Origin of the sequence: Neomicrococcus lactis, from assembly GCF_014200305.1 — a bacterium.
Classification (GTDB): Bacteria; Actinomycetota; Actinomycetes; order Actinomycetales; family Micrococcaceae; genus Neomicrococcus; species Neomicrococcus lactis.
In genome coordinates this window covers 118,954-137,519 of record NZ_JACHBL010000001.1, presented here as the reverse complement: position 1 = coordinate 137,519, position 18,566 = coordinate 118,954, and the positions used below count along the sequence as shown (strand labels likewise).

13 protein-coding genes are annotated in these 18,566 nt (G+C 56.4%); 1 reads left to right on the top strand and 12 read right to left on the bottom strand.

What is annotated here, in order from left to right; translation table 11 throughout:
• Window positions 1–96: 96 nt before the first annotated feature.
• The 5 genes from BKA12_RS00670 to rpsL all read right to left on the bottom strand — a co-directional run bounded on the left by BKA12_RS00670 (window position 97) and on the right by rpsL (window position 4,895).
• The gene (locus tag BKA12_RS00670; protein WP_183639882.1) at window positions 97–240 is read right to left on the bottom strand and encodes a hypothetical protein; all 144 of its coding nucleotides are present in this window, start codon (window positions 238–240) and stop codon (window positions 97–99) included.
• Window positions 241–389: 149 nt separating this feature from the next.
• Window positions 390–1,580: an elongation factor Tu gene (tuf, locus tag BKA12_RS00665; RefSeq protein ID WP_071894961.1), complete on the bottom strand. Its 1,191-nt coding sequence runs from the start codon at window positions 1,578–1,580 to the stop codon at window positions 390–392.
• A 274-nt stretch (window positions 1,581–1,854) separates the two neighbouring features.
• On the bottom strand, window positions 1,855–3,969 hold the full coding sequence (gene fusA, locus BKA12_RS00660; protein ID WP_183639880.1) for an elongation factor G: 2,115 nt from the start codon (window positions 3,967–3,969) through the stop codon (window positions 1,855–1,857).
• Window positions 3,970–4,050: 81 nt separating this feature from the next.
• Window positions 4,051–4,521: a 30S ribosomal protein S7 gene (gene rpsG / locus BKA12_RS00655; protein WP_071894959.1), complete on the bottom strand. Its 471-nt coding sequence runs from the start codon at window positions 4,519–4,521 to the stop codon at window positions 4,051–4,053.
• On the bottom strand, window positions 4,521–4,895 hold the full coding sequence (gene rpsL, locus BKA12_RS00650) for a 30S ribosomal protein S12 (protein WP_071894958.1): 375 nt from the start codon (window positions 4,893–4,895) through the stop codon (window positions 4,521–4,523). Before rpsL ends, rpsG begins: the two co-directional genes overlap by 1 nt.
• A 573-nt stretch (window positions 4,896–5,468) precedes the next feature.
• On the opposite strand from rpsL, the gene BKA12_RS00645 reads away from it, so the two are divergent.
• Window positions 5,469–6,635 (top strand): IS1249 family transposase, encoded by a 1,167-nt coding sequence (locus BKA12_RS00645; RefSeq protein ID WP_183639878.1) that lies wholly within the window; start codon window positions 5,469–5,471, stop codon window positions 6,633–6,635.
• Window positions 6,636–6,745: 110 nt separating this feature from the next.
• Here BKA12_RS00645 and BKA12_RS00640 read toward each other — a convergent pair whose 3' ends face one another.
• From BKA12_RS00640 to rplK, 7 genes are all read right to left on the bottom strand, one after another.
• Window positions 6,746–10,648 (bottom strand): DNA-directed RNA polymerase subunit beta', encoded by a 3,903-nt coding sequence (locus BKA12_RS00640; protein WP_183639876.1) that lies wholly within the window; start codon window positions 10,646–10,648, stop codon window positions 6,746–6,748.
• Between the two features lie 141 nt (window positions 10,649–10,789).
• The gene (rpoB, locus tag BKA12_RS00635; protein WP_183644323.1) at window positions 10,790–14,296 is read right to left on the bottom strand and encodes a DNA-directed RNA polymerase subunit beta; all 3,507 of its coding nucleotides are present in this window, start codon (window positions 14,294–14,296) and stop codon (window positions 10,790–10,792) included.
• Window positions 14,297–14,625: 329 nt separating this feature from the next.
• Window positions 14,626–15,756, bottom strand: a complete 1,131-nt coding sequence (locus tag BKA12_RS00630; RefSeq protein ID WP_183639874.1) for an acyltransferase family protein — start codon at window positions 15,754–15,756, stop codon at window positions 14,626–14,628.
• A 102-nt stretch (window positions 15,757–15,858) separates the two neighbouring features.
• Window positions 15,859–16,239 (bottom strand): 50S ribosomal protein L7/L12, encoded by a 381-nt coding sequence (gene rplL, locus BKA12_RS00625; RefSeq protein WP_183644320.1) that lies wholly within the window; start codon window positions 16,237–16,239, stop codon window positions 15,859–15,861.
• Between the two features lie 60 nt (window positions 16,240–16,299).
• Window positions 16,300–16,851: a 50S ribosomal protein L10 gene (gene rplJ, locus BKA12_RS00620; protein WP_183639872.1), complete on the bottom strand. Its 552-nt coding sequence runs from the start codon at window positions 16,849–16,851 to the stop codon at window positions 16,300–16,302.
• A 424-nt stretch (window positions 16,852–17,275) separates the two neighbouring features.
• The gene (gene rplA, locus BKA12_RS00615; protein ID WP_183639870.1) at window positions 17,276–17,980 is read right to left on the bottom strand and encodes a 50S ribosomal protein L1; all 705 of its coding nucleotides are present in this window, start codon (window positions 17,978–17,980) and stop codon (window positions 17,276–17,278) included.
• Between the two features lie 128 nt (window positions 17,981–18,108).
• Window positions 18,109–18,540 (bottom strand): 50S ribosomal protein L11, encoded by a 432-nt coding sequence (gene rplK, locus BKA12_RS00610; protein ID WP_183639868.1) that lies wholly within the window; start codon window positions 18,538–18,540, stop codon window positions 18,109–18,111.
• Between the last annotated feature and the right edge of the window lie 26 nt (window positions 18,541–18,566).

Genomic DNA, 18,566 nt, shown 5'->3' with positions numbered 1-18,566 from the left:
TTGAACAACTTGTCTATTGTGTCAGATAAGTGGTAGATACAGCAAACCGCCGTCGATCAGGCGACCTCGAGTGGGATCAACATCACCACTCCCCCGCTATTTAGAGCGTTTCTTGCGGTCGATTTCGTTCGCTCGCTTGATCTTCTTGTAGCGCTCAATTTCCGGCGCAAAGTGTTTGCGCGCCCAGAGCGCGACGACAACCAGGCCGGCAACGATGACTAGAGCAATGATCCAATCCATACGCTCATCCTACGGAAGTGAGCGTGCAGCGGGAAACGAGCTGAGTCGTCGTACTGGAGGAGGGCATAAAAAAGAACTGGACCCTACCGCCGAAGCAGTGGGGTCCAGTTCTTAGAATTCGCTAGAGCGAGTTCCCGAGATCAACCAAATTACTTGGTGATCTTGGTGACGCGTCCCGAACCAACGGTGCGGCCGCCTTCGCGGATTGCGAAGCCGAGGCCCTCTTCCATTGCGATTGGCTGGATGAGCTCAACCGACATTTCGGTGTTGTCGCCAGGCATAACCATTTCGGTGCCCTCTGGGAGGGTGATAACGCCGGTGACGTCCGTGGTACGGAAGTAGAACTGCGGACGGTAGTTCGAGTAGAACGGGTTGTGACGTCCGCCTTCATCCTTGGAAAGGATGTAGACGTTAGCCTCGAAGTTGGTGTGAGGGGTGATGGAACCCGGCTTCACAACAACCTGACCGCGCTCAACATCTTCGCGCTTGATACCGCGGAGAAGAAGGCCACAGTTCTCGCCAGCCCATGCTTCGTCGAGCTGCTTGTGGAACATCTCGATACCGGTAACGGTGGTCTTCTGAACTGGGCGGATGCCAACGATCTCAACTTCAGAGTTGATTGGCAAGGTGCCACGCTCAGCACGGCCCGTAACAACGGTACCGCGGCCGGTGATGGTGAAGACGTCCTCGATAGGCATGAGGAACGGCTTGTCACGGTCACGTACTGGATCCGGGATGGACTCGTCAACAGCTTCCATGAGGTCTTCAACAGACTTGACCCACTGTGGATCGCCTTCGAGAGCCTTGAGGCCCGAAACGCGGATCACAGGAGCGTTGTCGCCATCGAATTCCTGGGAAGAAAGAAGTTCGCGAACTTCCATCTCAACGAGGTCGAGAAGTTCCTCATCTTCAACCATGTCAGCCTTGTTAAGGGCAACGAGGAGGTAAGGAACGCCAACCTGACGAGCAAGAAGAACGTGCTCGCGGGTCTGTGCCATTGGGCCGTCAGTAGCGGCAACCACGAGGATTGCGCCGTCCATCTGAGCAGCACCGGTGATCATGTTCTTGATATAGTCAGCGTGACCTGGGGCGTCAACGTGTGCGTAGTGACGCTTTTCGGTCTGGTATTCCACGTGGGAAATGTTGATGGTAATACCGCGCTGGCGCTCTTCTGGAGCCGAGTCGATCGAGCCAAAATCGCGCTGCTCATTAAGGTCAGGGTACTTGTCAGCCAATACCTTGGAAATGGCAGCCGTCAACGTGGTCTTACCGTGGTCAACGTGACCAATGGTGCCAATGTTGACGTGTGGCTTGCTGCGCTCGAACTTTGCCTTCGCCACAGGTTCCTCCTAGAACTTTGATTTCAGAAGACTTACTTTTCGCCGCTGATCGCGCGCGAAACTCGTATAAGTCTACTGTGGTCTTTGCGGATTGATGAAATTACTGGTCCCCCGGAGCTTGATAGTCAAGCACTGGGAACTCTCCCTGACTGTCAATCTTTGCATCTCGCGGCAACCAAATTGCTTGGTTGTGCTCAACGCTTAAGTCTGGCAGCTTGGGCGCATCGGCGGCGGCAGCTTTTCCGTCACCGCCACCGATGCACTGTTCCCACGACTATTCGCCGCGGGACTTCTGAATGATCTCTTCGGCAACAGCCTTAGGGACCTCGGCGTAGCTGTGGAACTCCATGGAGTACACAGCACGGCCCTGAGTCTTGGAACGCAGGTCACCGATGTATCCGAACATCTCGGACAGTGGAACGGTAGCCTTGATAACCTTTACGCCTGCTGCGTCTTCCATCGACAAGATGGAGCCACGGCGGGAGTTCAAGTCACCGATGACGTCGCCCATATACTCCTCAGGAGTACGGACTTCAACGTTCATCAACGGTTCAAGCAGAACTGGGTTAGCGCGACGTGCGCCTTCCTTGAAGACCTGCGAGCCGGCGATCTTGAACGCCATTTCAGACGAGTCAACATCGTGGTACGCGCCGTCGATCAAGGTAGCCTTGACGCCCACCATTGGGTAGCCAGCCAAGATACCGAACTGCATTGCGTCCTGGATACCTGCGTCAACAGATGGGATGTATTCGCGAGGAATACGGCCACCGGTGACAGCATTTTCGAACTCGTAGAATGCGCCCTCGGACGTATCCATAGGTTCGAACGTAACCTGAACCTTTGCGAACTGGCCGGAGCCACCCGTCTGCTTCTTGTGCGTGAAGTCTACCTTCTCGACCTTCTTCTTGATGGTCTCGCGGTATGCAACCTGTGGCTTACCCACGTTTGCTTCCACGCGGTATTCGCGACGCATACGGTCAACAATGATGTCGAGGTGAAGCTCGCCCATGCCGCCGATTTCCGTCTGGCCAGTCTCTTCGTTGAGGGAAACCGTGAAGGTTGGGTCCTCAGCGGAAAGCTTCTGGATAGCGGTGGAAAGCTTCTCCTGGTCACCCTTGGTCTTCGGCTCAATAGCAACAAAGATCACTGGTGCTGGGAAGGACATGGACTCAAGAACGATCGGAGCGTCCGTTGCGCACAACGTGTCACCCGTGGTGGTGTCCTTCAGGCCAATGACAGCGTAGATGTGGCCTGCGACCACTTCGTCCACTGGCATTTCCTTATTGGCGTGCATCTGGAAGAGCTTGCCAATACGTTCCTTCTTACCCTTGGTGGAGTTCAACACCTGCATACCTGGCGTTGCACGGCCAGAGTAAACGCGGATGAAGGTGAGCTGACCGAAGAATGGGTGAGCTGCAACCTTGAACGCAAGAGCGGAGAATGGTTCGTCTGCAGAAGGCTCGCGAGTTGCCTCAACCTCTTCGTCGCTTGGCAAGTGGCCAATCATCGGAGGAACGTCGAGTGGGGAAGGAAGGTAATCGATCACGGCGTCGAGCATTGGCTGCACACCGCGGTTCTTGAAGGCAGAACCACAGAAGACTGGGTATGCCTCAGAGTTGATTACCATCTTGCGGATGCCGGCCTTGAGCTCATCGTTGGTTGGCTCTTCGCCCTCAAGGAACTTCTCCATGAGTTCGTCGGAGCTTTCAGCAACCTGCTCAACGAGGCGTGCGCGGTACTCTTCTGCGCGTTCCTGGAGATCAGCTGGGATGTCCTGAACTTCGTAGTTAGCACCCATGGTCACGTCGCCCTTGGCGTCGCCTGGCCAAACGAAGGCCTTCATGGTCATGAGGTCAACAACACCAACGAAGTCGCTTTCCGAACCGATCGGAAGCTGCATCACGAGTGGGGTTGCGCCCAAGCGCTTGATGATGGTGTCAACGGTGAAGTAGAAGTCTGCACCGAGCTTGTCCATCTTGTTCACGAAGCAAATACGTGGAACGTTGTACTTGTCAGCCTGGCGCCATACAGTCTCAGACTGTGGCTCCACGCCTTCCTTACCGTCGAACACTGCAACGGCGCCGTCGAGCACGCGAAGCGAGCGCTCAACTTCCACGGTGAAGTCCACGTGGCCGGGGGTGTCGATGATGTTGATCTGGTTCTGGTTCCAGAAACAGGTAACGGCGGCCGAGGTAATCGTGATACCGCGTTCCTTTTCCTGCTCCATCCAGTCAGTCGTCGAGGCGCCATCGTGCGTCTCGCCGAGCTTGTGGTTCACACCCGTGTAGAACAGGATGCGCTCGGTGGTAGTGGTCTTGCCAGCATCAATGTGGGCCATGATGCCGATGTTACGAACCTTTTTGAGGTCGGTGAGCACGTCCTGTGCCACGGTGTCTCCCTTGATAGAGGTGATGGATGTCGTCGCAGTCGATAAAACTTTATCGCCCTTGCGACGACAACCAATCCGTTATTACCAGCGGTAGTGAGCGAAGGCCTTGTTGGACTCAGCCATCTTGTGCGTATCTTCGCGGCGCTTCACAGCGGCACCGAGACCGTTGGAGGCATCCAGGATTTCGTTCTGGAGGCGCTCGATCATCGTCTTCTCGCGGCGAGCCTTGGAGTAACCAACGAGCCAACGGAGAGCAAGAGCGGTTGCGCGGCCTGGCTTAACGTCGACCGGAACCTGGTAGGTTGCGCCACCAACGCGGCGGGAGCGAACCTCGAGGGCTGGGCGGATGTTATCCATAGCCTTCTTGAGGGTTGCTACTGGATCCTGACCGGTCTTTGCCTGTGCACCTTCGAGGGCACCGTAAACGATGCGCTCTGCGGTGGACTTCTTACCGTCCAAGAGAACCTTGTTAATGAGCTGCGTAACGAGAGCGGATCCGTATACCGGATCGTTCACGATGGGGCGCTTTGGCGCTGGACCCTTACGTGGCATTACTTCTTCTCCTTCTTAGCGCCGTAGCGGGAACGAGCCTGCTGGCGGTTCTTCACGCCCTGCGTGTCAAGTGCACCACGAACAATCTTGTAACGAACGCCGGGAAGGTCCTTCACACGGCCGCCACGTACGAGCACGATGGAGTGCTCCTGCAAGTTGTGTCCCACACCTGGGATGTAAGCGGTAACTTCGATGCCACCGGCGAGGCGCACACGTGCAACCTTACGGAGAGCAGAGTTCGGCTTCTTTGGGGTCGTGGTGTACACACGGGTGCATACGCCACGGCGCATTGGGTTGCCCTTCAGGGCTGGAGCCTTGGTCTTATTGACCTTCGGCGAGCGGCCCTTGCGGACCAGCTGCTGAATAGTAGGCACTGTTGTGACCTCCAGTTGATGTTAATTCCATGCGAGACGCCCGGTACAGCGCGGGGATGAGCTCACATTCGATGGTCGTTTCCAGCACGATCTGCGGGAAGACCGTAGGCGTGCAAAAATGTGGCATTTGTTGCGCAACCTACCCGCAACCCGGACCGTGTCCATCTGCCACATAAAAACAATTGGAACCAGCTTAGCACGCGAGGGGTTTCTGCTCCCAATTAAGGTCTTGACTTTCCCACTCCCCTGCGGTGGGATACGCGCCGGCGTTCTGAGGTTCCGCCATTCGGGCGTCGCAGCTTGGCGGGAAGCTGCGGATTTCCAGTACGACGGCGCAGCCCCACTCCCCATGCTACAACTTCACGGGCAGTGACCGAATATTCTCTGACAACCTCATTCATGTTTTACAACTAGATGTTCATACAACTACCTGTTTGTGCATCTAGAACGAAGATCCACCGGCAATTCGGCGTTAAAAGGGGGTTATAGGCCAGAAAGTGTGTAACGAATAGCCTTGCTTCCCTTGTGTGAGTAGGGCAAGACGGGTGTGCATATGCTTTGGGAGCATATGGGGTGCCTGTTGCTTCGAATCGGCCACGTTGTGGTGTATGTGATCGTGTGTTGGTCAAAAACGGGAAAACGACGGCCGGCCGAACGCGGTGGCGTTGTCTGGACTGTGGGGCGTCAACGACTCGAACTCGTTCTGATGTATCCCGTAAGGCCGAATTGGCTGCGTTCATGTCCTGGATCTTGAGCTCCCGCTCTCAATCCGATTTTGGGTCTTCGAGCCGCTCTTTTCGACGCGACACCAGTTGGTGCTGGAATGTTCGGGTACCGCCACCGGCCGCGACGGGACAGATTCATCATCAGATCATGCTTGATGGCACGTATTTCAACGGGTGGTGCGTGCTGATCGCATTCAACGGTCAGCACGTGATTGATTGGCAGTGGTGCGATACCGAGAAAAAGATCGCGTGGCAGGCATTACTCGAACGCATCCCAGCACCAAAAATCGCGATCATTGACGGTGGTACCGGGCTCAGATCTGCGTTGAAGGATTCATGGCCGAGCACGAGGGTACAGCGCTGCTATTTCCATATCTTTCGGAACATCCGCCGTGAACTCACCTACCAGCCACGTTTACCTGCCGGGAAAGAGCTTGCCGCTCTCACGAGCGCGCTGATGAAAGTACGCACCCAGGAAGAAGCCGCCTCGTGGGTGCGTGAATACGCGCGATGGGAAGCGAGATGGGACGAGTTCTTACGCCACCGCACCTACGCGCGTACCGGGCAGGAACGACCCTCGAGCGTTCCCCAAACCAGCCAGTGGTGGTACACGCATCAACGCCTCCGCAGAGCCCGGAACATTTACCGACGCTTGATCAAGGACAAGTGTTTGTTCACGTGGTTAGAAACCACCCTTCAACCAGACTCGGGGCAGAAAGTTCACCGCACGACCTCCCCACTAGAGGGTGGCCCTAACAAGGCCATCAAAGACCTCTTACGGTTTCATCGCGGGCTACCCGAGGCCCACGCACGAACCGCGGTGGACTGGCTCCTAGACTCACTCACCGAATTCCCACGAGAACCATGGACCCTAGTGTCGCCAGAACATTTCAACCCACCAAGAAAACAAGCAGTCAACGAAGAAACTGACACGCCACCAACCTACGACAACCACTTCAGCTGGGAAGACGGAAACGGCCTACAAAACGGATGGGGAGGCCGACGCCACCAATGACACGCCAGACATTTACACACATTTTGGCCTATAACCCTTAAAAGGCGCAGGGCCCGCGCTTCGAAAAGCACGGGCCCTGCGGTTCTTCAGCTAGCGAAGACTCCAGTCAATTACGAACGGAAGTCGCCGCTACCGAAGTTGTAGTCGTCCATCGACATCGCGAGGTAGTCCGGAGCACCCTGAGGCGTATCCAGTCCCTCGTAGTCGAAGCCGGAGAAGGCGCTCGGTCCGGTGAAGACGTTTGCACGTGCTTCTTCGGTCGGTTCCACGTCAACCTGGGTGTAGCGATCCAAGCCGGTGCCGGCTGGGATGAGCTTACCGATGATGACGTTCTCCTTGAGACCCAACAAGGTGTCTTCCTTGGCTTCCATTGCCGCCTGCGTCAAGACGCGGGTGGTTTCCTGGAACGATGCCGCGGAGAGCCACGACTCGGTTGCCAAGGATGCCTTGGTGATACCCATGAGTTCGTCACGGCCGGATGCTGGGGTCAGACCCTGCTGAACGGCTGCACGGTTCTCGTCGGTGAAGCGTGCGCGGTCCGTCAACTCGCCTGGCAACAGGTTGGTGTCGCCGGACTCGATCACGGTGATGCGGCGAAGCATTTGGCGAACGATCACTTCAACGTGCTTGTCGTGGATGCCTACACCCTGTGACTGGTACACGTTCTGAACTTCACGAACGAGGAACTTCTGAGCTTCACGTGGGCCAAGAACACGAAGAACCTGCTTCGGGTCAATAGCACCCGCGACCAGCTGCTCACCAACAGAGACAGAGTCTCCGTCCTTGACCAGCAGACGTGCACGGCGCAAGACCGGGTACGCAATCTCTTCGGATCCGTCGTCAGGGGTGATCACCAAGCGGAGCTGACGATCAGTGTCTTCGATGCTCACGCGGCCAGCAACCTCGGAGATCGGCGCGACACCCTTAGGCGTACGCGCTTCGAAGAGTTCCTGAATACGTGGCAGACCCTGGGTGATGTCTTCTGCGGAAGCAACACCACCGGTGTGGAAGGTACGCATGGTCAACTGGGTACCCGGTTCACCAATGGACTGTGCCGCGATGATGCCGACAGCTTCTCCGATGTCAACGGTCTTACCCGTTGCCAAGGAGCGGCCGTAGCAAGCTGCACAGGTTCCAACCTTGGATTCACACGTCAGTACGGAGCGAATCTTGATCTTCGTGACACCAGCCGTGAAGAACTTGTTGATTGCTACGTCTCCGACGTCCTCACCGGCGCGGCCCAAGATCTCGCCGTTGTCGTCAACAACGTCAACAGCAAGCGTACGAGCATAAGCCGAGTTCTCAACGGACTCGTCCAAGACCAACTCGCCTGTCACTTCGTTTGGAGCAGCGATCGTGACGTTCAAGCCACGCTCGGTGCCACAGTCAGCTTCGCGGACAATAACGTCCTGCGAAACGTCCACGAGACGACGCGTCAAGTAACCCGAGTTAGCGGTCTTCAAAGCCGTATCAGCAAGACCCTTACGGGCACCGTGCGTAGCGATGAAGTACTCGAGAACGGACAAGCCTTCACGGTAGGAAGACTTAATCGGACGAGGGATGATTTCACCCTTCGGGTTGGACACGAGACCACGGATACCGGCGATCTGGCGCAATTGCAGCCAGTTACCACGAGCCTTTGAGGTCACCATACGGTTGATGGTGTTCAAGCGCTCCATGCCGTTCTTCATGGCTTCAGCAACTTCGTCAGTTGCCTTGTTCCAAATTTCGATGAGCTCCTGGCGGCGCTCGTCGTCAGCGATCAAACCGGTGTCGTAGTTCTGCTGCACCTTGAGAGCACGCTCTTCGTATGGAGCAAGGATTGCGGCCTTGTCCATGTTGGAGGTGATGTCAGAGATAGCAACGGTCACACCGGAGCGGGTAGCCCAACGGAAGCCTGCATCCTTGAGGTGGTCAAGGGTGAGTGCAACCTGAACCTTCGGGTAACGCTCAGCCAAGTCGTTGACGATTTCGGACAGCTTGTCCTTACCGGCAACGCCTTCAACCCATGGGTAGTCCTCAGGAAGGGTGTCGTTGAAGAGCACCTGTCCCAGGGAGGTTTCGATGAGTGCTGGCTCGCCCTCGGTCCAACCTTCTGGTGCTGCCATTTCCGCGGAAGGAACGAAGTTCTCAACGCGGATCTTGACGATCGAGTTCAAGTGAAGGTCACCCTTGTCGTGAGCCATGATGGCTTCGGCAGGAGTGGAGAACACACGGCCCTCGCCCTTTTCACCTGGACGCTTGGTGGTCAAGTGGTGCAGACCAATGATCATGTCCTGAGAAGGCAAAGCAACTGGACGGCCATCGGAAGGCTTCAGGATGTTGTGGCTCGAGAGCATCAGGATGCGAGCTTCAGCCTGAGCTTCTGGGGACAGCGGCAAGTGAACTGCCATCTGGTCACCGTCGAAGTCGGCGTTGAATGCAGCACAAACCAGCGGGTGAAGCTGGAGTGCCTTACCTTCAACGAGCTGTGGCTCGAAGGCCTGGATACCCAAGCGGTGCAGGGTAGGTGCACGGTTCAACAGCACGGGGTGTTCGGTGATGATCTCTTCGAGAACATCCCACACGTGCGGGTTGTAACGCTCCACCATGCGCTTAGCGCTCTTGATGTTCTGTGCGTGGTTGAGGTCAACCAAGCGCTTCATCACGAACGGCTTGAAGAGCTCCAACGCCATCTGCTTTGGCAGACCACACTGGTGCAGCTTCAGCTGCGGACCAACAACGATCACGGAACGGCCGGAGTAGTCAACGCGCTTACCAAGAAGGTTCTGGCGGAAACGACCCTGCTTACCCTTGAGCATGTCGGAAAGGGACTTCAATGGACGGTTGCCCGGTCCAGTGACCGGACGGCCACGACGACCATTGTCGAACAAGGAGTCCACAGCTTCTTGAAGCATGCGCTTTTCGTTGTTGACAATGATTTCCGGTGCGCCGAGGTCCAACAAACGCTTGAGGCGGTTGTTGCGGTTGATCACACGGCGGTACAGGTCGTTGAGGTCAGACGTTGCGAAGCGTCCACCGTCGAGCTGCACCATTGGGCGAAGCTCTGGTGGGATCACTGGAACGGCGTCAAGAACCATGCCAAGTGGCGAGTTGTCCGTAGACAAGAACGCGTTGACTACCTTGAGGCGCTTGAGGGCACGCGTCTTACGCTGGCCCTTGCCATTCTGAATGATGTCGTGCAACAGCTCAGATTCAGCAGCCATGTCGAAGGTCTCGAGACGCTTCTTGATGGCTTCTGCACCCATGGAGCCCTCGAAGTACAGTCCGTACTTCTCGCGCAATGCACGGTACAAGCCTTCGTCACCTTCGAGGTCAGCGACCTTGAGGTTCTTGAAGCGATCCCAAACCTGCTCGTGACGAGCGATTTCGGCATCTGCACGCTTGCGGATCTGCGCCATGGTCTTATCGGCCATGTCGCGAGCCTTCTTGGTGGTTGGGGCTTTCGCGCCTTCAGCTTCCAAAGAAGCAAGCTCGGCTTCGAGGTCCTTTGCCACAGCGGCGATGTCAGCGTCGCGCTGATCTTCCAAACGCTTCTTGTCGATGTCATGCTGAGCCTGGAGGTTCGGCAATTCGGCATGACGGCGATCGGTATCAACGTGCGTGATCATGTAGGCAGCGAAGTAGATGACCTTTTCGAGGTCCTTCGGAGCCAAGTCAAGCAAGTAACCCAAGCGTGATGGAACACCCTTGAAGTACCAGATGTGGGTCACTGGAGCAGCAAGCTCGATGTGGCCCATACGTTCGCGACGCACCTTGGCGCGAGTTACCTCAACACCACAGCGCTCACAAATGATGCCCTTGAAGCGTACGCGCTTGTACTTGCCGCAGTAGCATTCCCAGTCACGGGATGGGCCGAAGATCTTTTCGCAGAACAAGCCGTCCTTCTCTGGCTTGAGCGTGCGGTAGTTGATGGTTTCCGGCTTCTTGACCTCGCCGTAGCTCCACTCGCGGATATTCTCCGCGGTAGCGAGGCCAATGCGCATCTTGCCGAATGAGGGTTCGTTGGACATTGAGGTCCTGTCTCTCTCTTTTGCTGTGAAATCTTGTGTAGGGCGAATGAATATTCGCCGAGGGAGCGGTCAGTTTCGCTCGGTAATTCGGAGGACGACGGCGCCGCTGCTGGGTTGGGTGCCCCGCAGCGGCCCCGCGTATTAGACCTCTTCTACCGAGTTCGGCTCCGCCCGCGACAGGTCGATTCCGAGTTCTTCGGCGGCACGGAAGTGTTCTTCATCCGAGTCGCGCAAATCGATCAGCTGGTTATCTGCGGTCAAGACCTCAACGTTCAAGCACAAGGACTGCATTTCCTTGATAAGAACCTTGAAGGATTCCGGCACGCCTGGCTCTGGGATGTTCTCGCCCTTGACGATGGCCTCGTAGACCTTCACACGACCGTGAATATCGTCAGACTTGATGGTCAAGAGTTCCTGGAGCGTGTATGCGGCGCCGTAAGCTTCGAGCGCCCACACTTCCATTTCACCGAAGCGCTGGCCACCGAACTGAGCCTTACCACCCAATGGCTGCTGCGTGATCATCGAGTAAGGACCCGTTGAACGCGCGTGGATCTTGTCGTCCACCAAGTGGTGAAGCTTCAAGATGTACATGTAGCCAATGGAGATTGGATCTGGGAACGGTTCGCCGGAGCGGCCGTCGATCAGTCGTGCCTTACCCGTGGTTTCGACCAAGCGAACTCCATCGCGGGTTGGGTTGGTGTGACCCAGGATGCCGCGGATTTCGGTTTCGCTTGCGCCGTCGAACACTGGGGTTGCAACCTTGGTTGGACCAGTCTCGCGTGGGAGGTTCGGAAGGTTCTTCACCCAATCCGGCTCGCCCTCGATCTTCCAACCCTGCTTAGCTGCCCAAGCGAGGTGGATTTCGAGAACCTGTCCCACGTTCATACGGCCCGGAACACCAAGTGGGTTCAGGACAACGTCGACTGGGGTTCCGTCTTCAAGGAATGGCATGTCTTCGATCGGAAGGATCTTAGAGATAACACCCTTGTTACCGTGACGGCCTGCAAGCTTGTCACCGTTGGTGATCTTACGCTTCTGGGCAACGTACACGCGGACCAACTGGTTGACGCCTGGTGGCAACTCATCGTCGTCGTCGCGATCGAAGATGCGAACGCCGATGACCGTGCCGGACTCACCGTGTGGAACCTTCAAAGAGGTATCGCGAACTTCGCGAGACTTCTCACCGAAGATTGCGCGGAGCAAGCGCTCTTCTGGGGTGAGCTCGGTTTCGCCCTTAGGAGTCACACGACCCACCAAGATGTCGCCGGCTTCAACCTCAGCACCGATGTGGATGATGCCGCGCTCGTCGAGCTGCGCCAAGATCTCTTCGGACACGTTCGGGATGTCACGCGTGATCTCTTCGGCACCAAGCTTGGTGTCGCGAGCGTCAACTTCGTGCTCTTCGATGTGGATCGAGGTCAGCACATCGTCGGAGACCATGCGCTGGGACAGGATGATGGCGTCCTCGAAGTTGTGGCCTTCCCATGACATGAATGCCACGAGGAGGTTCTTACCGAGTGCCAATTCGCCGTTATCCGTGGACGGACCGTCAGCGATGATCGAGTTGAACTCAACGCGATCGCCTTCGGTGACGCGAACCCGCTGGTTGTACGCGTTGCCCTGGTTAGAGCGAGCGAACTTCATGATCGGGTAGTGCGTCTGCGTTCCGTCGTCGTTCATGACGGTCACGAGGTCTGCGGACACGTCCGAAACCACGCCGGCCTGACGAGCGGTGACAGAGTCGCCGGCGTCAACAGCTGCGAACTTCTCCATGCCGGTACCCACCAATGGGGCTTCGGACTGGAGGAGCGGAACAGCCTGACGCTGCATGTTCGCACCCATGAGTGCGCGGTTAGCGTCGTCGTGCTCAAGGAACGGAATAAGTGCCGTAGCGACGGACACCATCTGGCGAGGCGAAACGTCCATGTAGTCGATTTCGGTTGGATCGACGAGCACAGGTTCGCCTCCACCACCACGCTCACGGCAGAGTACGAACTCTTCCGTGAAGCGGTTGTTCTCATCGAGTGGAGCGTTAGCCTGAGCCAACACAGCTTCGAGCTCTTCGTCAGCCGTGAGGTAATCGATCTGGTCGGTAACCTGACCGTCGACGACCTTACGGTACGGGGTCTCAATGAAGCCGAAAGCGTTGATGCGGCCGTAGGTTGCCAACGAACCGATCAGACCAATGTTCGGGCCTTCAGGGGTTTCGATGGGGCACATACGTCCGTAGTGGGACGGGTGAACGTCTCGAACTTCCATGCCTGCACGGTCACGAGAAAGACCACCTGGGCCAAGCGCAGAAAGACGACGCTTGTGGGTCAAACCGGCGAGCGGGTTGTTCTGGTCCATGAACTGCGAGAGCTGGGAGGTTCCGAAGAACTCCTTGATCGCAGCAACAACTGGACGGATGTTGATCAACGTCTGTGGCGTGATCGCTTCGACGTCCTGCGTGGTCATGCGTTCGCGAACCACACGCTCCATACGGGAAAGACCCGTGCGGACCTGGTTCTCGATGAGCTCGCCGACGGCGCGGATACGACGGTTGCCGAAGTGGTCGATGTCGTCAACGTCAATACGAACGTCAACTTCTTCGCCCTTACGGACACCCTTCATGGTCTTCTCGCCAGCGTGGAGAGCAACCAAGAAGTGGATCATCGCAACGATGTCGTTCTCAGAAAGAACGGACGCCTTTGGATCGTTGAGTGCAACGTCAACGCCGAGCTTGCGGTTGATCTTGTAACGACCAACCTTGGCAAGGTCGTAGCGCTTGGAGTTGAAGTACAAGTTCTCCAAGAGCGCCCAACCGGCCTCAACCGTTGGTGGCTCGCCTGGGCGAAGCTTGCGGTAGATATCGAGGAGTGCCTCGTCGCGATCCTTGACGCTGTCCTTTTCGAGGGTCGCGCGGATCGAGTCGTAGTTGCCGAACTCTTCGAGAATGCGGGACTCAGACCAGCCGAGAGCCTTCAAGAGGACCGTGACGGACTGCTTACGCTTACGGTCCAAACGGACGCCAACCTGATCGCGCTTGTCGATTTCAAGCTCGAACCAAGCACCGCGGGAAGGGATGATCTTCGCGGAGAAGATGTCCTTGTCGCTGGTCTTGTCTGGCGTACGGTCGAAGTACGCACCTGGGGAACGCACTAACTGGGAGACAACAACACGCTCGGTGCCGTTGATGATGAACGTACCCTTGTCCGTCATCAGTGGGAAGTCACCCATGAAGACCGTCTGCTGCTTGATTTCACCAGTATCGTGGTTCATGAATTCGGCCTTGACGTACAAAGGAGCCGCGTACGTTGCGTCGCGGTCCTTGCACTCAGCCATGGTGTACTTTGGCTCCGCGAATTCTGGCTCCGAGAAGCTCAGGTACATTTTGCCCTGGAAGTCTTCAATGGGAGAGATTTCTTCGAAGATTTCTGCCAAACCGGAGGTCGTTGCAAGACCGTGATCACCACGGGCTACAGCTTCCTCAACGCGAGCTTTCCAGGCGTCGTTGCCGACAAGCCAGTCAAAGCTTTGGGTTTGAAGAGCCAAAAGGTCAGGAACATCCAAAGGTTCCTGAATTTTGGCGAATGAGAGTCGACCTGCCGCTTCCGCGGTACGGGCCGAGCTAGCGGTTTGATGTGCTGGGGTGCTCGAGGCCACCAAGAGAGATCCTTCCACAGACCGTCATGTTTCCGGACGTTCCCCTCAGAGCGCACAAGTCGCTGCCAAGGATGAGCCCACCGCTATATGAAGGCTGCAAAAAATGAGGGAGACGCAAAGATCCATATTACACGTCGACCCATAACATGTAAAAGTGAAATTCTCCACTTTGGCGCGGAGGGGCTTGTCTGTGACAAAAATTATGCTCACAGCCCCAAAGTTGGGTGAAGTCCAGCGGATTTTCGCCGGCTTTCGGTCTTACATTACGACGGCGCTGCTACCGTTTCACACGAACGCGTGCGTCAGGCGGAACTGCGGTTAGTCAGCGCGGGTTAGTCAGCGCGACGACGTCGGCTCAGGGCGTTTTCCACGCCCTTCGCGAGTTTCCGGCCGTACGGCTGCTCGACCCAGCGGTTGATCGCCCACGCCGCAACAGCAATAAGAGTCATCACGAGAAGCAGCGTCACCCAGTGCGGCAAAAGTGGCGAGAACAGGCCAATGAGCCACCAGCCAATGACTTGGTGGAGCAAGTACAGCGGGTAGGTCACGGCACCTGCGGTCTTCAGGCCAGGAAAGTTGATACGTGACAACGGTGTCAGCGTCACAACGGCCAAAAGTGAGAAGCATCCCAAAACAATGAGCCAGTACACGAAATTGACCGGCTCAATACCCACAAATTCCTTCGCTTCATGCGGGCCGTAAATGCCCGTGTGGTACGCAGCAATGAGTGCCGAGGTACCCAAGACAGCCCAGCGCTGCCACGACTGGCCGAACTTGTAGATCAAGAAGAGGCACATGCCGCCGGTAAAAAGTCCCGCGTACTTTGGCTGCAACAACTGATCCACCCACACCTGTCCCGGGCCTTCAGGGAACGCGAGGAAGAAGACCAGGCTGATCACCGGCCACCAGAACGCGAACTGCAGAACGCGTGAGGCCGTGAGCCACTTGAGGGCCATGAGGATCAGGATCAGGATGTAGAAGCGCAGCTCTGACCACAAGGTCCAGTAGACGCCGTCTACGTTTTCAATCTTGAAGGCGCCCTGAAACATCGTGAGATTCATGAGCACTTCCCACCCGTTGAGCGTGGGACCGGGCTTTTCCCAAACGAACAGGACGAGTGCTCCCGTCAACAGGACGCCAACCCAATACGCGGGATAAAGCCTGCCAACGCGTGAACCTAGGTAACGCGCTTTCGTTCTGCCATAACAAGAGAGCAGGATGACGAATCCGGAAATGATGAAGAACAACTGCACGCCCATGTTTCCGTACATGGTGAAGTGTGCAAAGCGCGGCCATGCCTCGACTGCTGCCACAGTCCCCCAGCGATCATGGTGCCAAGCGGTGTAGTGATACAGCACTACCAAGATGGCAGCAATCAGTCTGATGCCGTCGATCAGTGCGATGCGGCCATCGTGACCTGCCACCGTTTTTTCGGCGGAGAATTGGGATTCAGCGTTAGACATGTCAAAGGGAGCTTACAGGCGACGAGAGGGAATAGTAGGTAGAAATGCGAGAATCCCCCGCCACCCAAAGGTGACGAGGGATTCTCGTGAATTCGAAACCAGTTACTTGACGGTAACGGTTGCGCCTGCTGCTTCGAGCTTTTCCTTGGCAGCGTCCGCGGCTTCCTTGTTAACACCCTCAAGGATTGCCTTAGGAGCGGAATCAACGAGATCCTTTGCTTCCTTCAGGCCGAGGGAGGTGAGTCCGCGAACTTCCTTGATGACGCCGATCTTCTTGTCGCCAGCGGCTTCGAGGATAACGTCAAATTCGGTCTTCTCTTCAGCTGCGCCGGCATCGCCAGCACCGCCTGCAGGACCTGCAACTGCAACTGCAGCAGCGGTAACTTCAAACTTCTCTTCGAATGCCTTCACGAACTCGGAAAGTTCGATGATGGTCATTTCCTTGAACGCGTCAAGGAGCTCGTCAGTGGAGAGCTTCGCCATGGTGTGGCGTCCTTTCGTTGGTTGCACTACAAGAGCGCAAAAAATGTTTGGGGGTTGGGCTTAGGCCTCGGCAGGAGCCTCAGCAGCAGGTTCTGCAGCTTCAGCTTCTGCTGCAGGGGCTGCGCCGCCGTTTTCTTCGAGCTTCAAACGCAAAGCATCGACGATACGAACAGCTGCAGCTGCCGGAGCCTTGAGGACGCCAGCAACCTTCGCGAGCTGGAGCTCGCGGGATTCAAGAGCGGCGAGTGCGGCGATGCCGCTAGCGTCGAGAGCCTTGCCCTCGAACACACCGGTCTTGATGATGAGCTTGTCATTTGCCTTCGCGAAGTCTGTGAGCGCCTTGGCTGCTGCCACTGCGTCACCCTTGATGAAAGCAATTGCGGTTGGTCCAGCTAGCTGGTCATCGAATGCTTCGATGCCGGCTTCCTTGGCCGCAATGCCAGCCAAGGTGTTCTTCACAACCGAGTACTTGGTGTCAGCACCAAGCGCACGGCGGAGATCCTTCAACTGGCCAACAGAAAGCCCACGGTATTCGGTTAGGACAGCGGCTTCCGACTCTTTGAAGTCGGTGGTGATTTCCTCAACTGCGGAAATCTTATTCGGCGTTGCCATAACACTCCTTCCTGGGTTCGAATTCTTGTTGATCGGAAGGAGGCCAATAAAAAACGCCCCGGCGCAAGTGCGCGGGGCGTAAATGTTCTCTTGAATTTCTTCAAGCAATTACTAGCGTCACCTGCGTAGGCGTCCTCAATCGAGGATCCTTCGAGTTCTTTGAGATCTCCATCTTCAGCACTCGGTCAGCCATGACTAGTCACAAATGATTGAGTGAATGAAACCAGAGAACACAAAGAACCAACCAACGGTCTTTGGTACGTACTACTTTAGCGGGATACCACCCCAAGTTCCAAATCGAGAACGGCAACATGTGGGCGGAATCGCAAAAGGCGACACCTCGAATTCGAGATGCCGCCTTCGCGATCAGATCCGTCTTAGAAAAGTTCTAGAGGACGAGTCCTGAGTTGCTCTAAAAGAACAATTACTCAGCTACAACCTTGGTGATGTTCGGGTCAACCTGGATGCCAGGGCCGAACGTCGTGGCAACAGTTGCCTTGGAGATGTAGCGGCCCTTGGAAGAAGAAGGCTTCAGACGAAGGATCTCTTCCAGAGCTGCTGCGTAGTTCTCTGCCAACTTCTTGGTGTCGAACGAAGCCTTGCCAATGATGAAGTGAAGGTTGGCGTGCTTGTCAACGCGGAAGTCGATCTTGCCGCCCTTGATGTCGTTAACAGCCTTAGCAACATCCATGGTCACGGTGCCGGTCTTAGGGTTCGGCATGAGGTTACGTGGACCCAAGATCTTGCCGAGGCGTCCCACCTTGCCCATGAGGTCAGGGGTTGCTACTGCTGCATCGAAGTCGGTCCAGCCGCCAGCGATCTTTTCGATGAGTTCATCGGAACCAACGAAGTCAGCGCCAGCTTCACGAGCTGCGTCTGCCTTGTCACCGTTCGCGAAGACCAACACGCGGGCCGTCTTACCGGTGCCGTGTGGGAGGTTGACCGTACCGCGGACCATCTGGTCAGCCTTACGTGGGTCAACGCTCAAACGGAAAGCAACCTCAACGGTTGCGTCCATCTTCGTAGAAGAGGTGTCCTTGGCCAGGGCGATTGCCTCGGCCGGGGTGTACAGCTTGTCCGCCTCAATCTTGGCGGCAGCTGCCTCATATGCTTTGCTGCGCTTTGCCATCTGCGTTTTCTCCTTATGCAGTCGTGGTCTCGTGGGCCGCGCTCGGCCCTGCCACTACGACGCCGCTAACTCGCTTCATGCGAGATCGTTGCGGATCGCTAATCTAATGTTTGAGATCCGTTCGAGGATTAGCCCTCGACGGTGATGCCCATCGAACGAGCGGTGCCGGCGATGATCTTGGCTGCTGCCTTGATGTCGTTGGCGTTGAGGTCTTCCATCTTGGAAGATGCAATTTCCTCGACCTGAGCCTGGGTCAACTTTGCAACCTTGACGGTGTGCGGCGTTGCCGAGCCCTTCTGTACGCCTGCAGCCTTCTTGATGAGTTCTGCAGCAGGAGGGGTCTTGGTGATGAACGTGAACGAACGGTCTTCGTAAACGGTGATTTCTACCGGAATAACGTTGCCGCGCTGGGATTCCGTTGCGGCGTTGTACGCCTTGCAGAATTCCATGATGTTGACGCCGTGCTGACCAAGTGCAGGACCGATTGGAGGAGCTGGGTTAGCAGCGCCTGCCTGGATCTGCAGCTTGATGAGGCCGGTGACCTTTTTCTTGGGGGCCATGTCGGGTCCTTCTACTCTTCTTCTGC

Excerpts from the sequence above, each read along its gene's own strand:
- BKA12_RS00670 (WP_183639882.1), bottom strand. The coding sequence starts at position 240 with ATGGATTGGATCATTGCTCTAGTCATCGTTGCCGGCCTGGTTGTCGTC.
- rpsG (WP_071894959.1), bottom strand. The coding sequence starts at position 4,521 with ATGCCACGTAAGGGTCCAGCGCCAAAGCGCCCCATCGTGAACGATCCG.
- BKA12_RS00640 (WP_183639876.1), bottom strand. The coding sequence starts at position 10,648 with ATGTCCAACGAACCCTCATTCGGCAAGATGCGCATTGGCCTCGCTACC.
- BKA12_RS00630 (WP_183639874.1), bottom strand. The coding sequence starts at position 15,756 with ATGTCTAACGCTGAATCCCAATTCTCCGCCGAAAAAACGGTGGCAGGT.
- rplL (WP_183644320.1), bottom strand. The coding sequence starts at position 16,239 with ATGGCGAAGCTCTCCACTGACGAGCTCCTTGACGCGTTCAAGGAAATG.
- rplJ (WP_183639872.1), bottom strand. The coding sequence starts at position 16,851 with ATGGCAACGCCGAATAAGATTTCCGCAGTTGAGGAAATCACCACCGAC.
- rplA (WP_183639870.1), bottom strand. The coding sequence starts at position 17,980 with ATGGCAAAGCGCAGCAAAGCATATGAGGCAGCTGCCGCCAAGATTGAG.
- rplK (WP_183639868.1), bottom strand. The coding sequence starts at position 18,540 with ATGGCCCCCAAGAAAAAGGTCACCGGCCTCATCAAGCTGCAGATCCAG.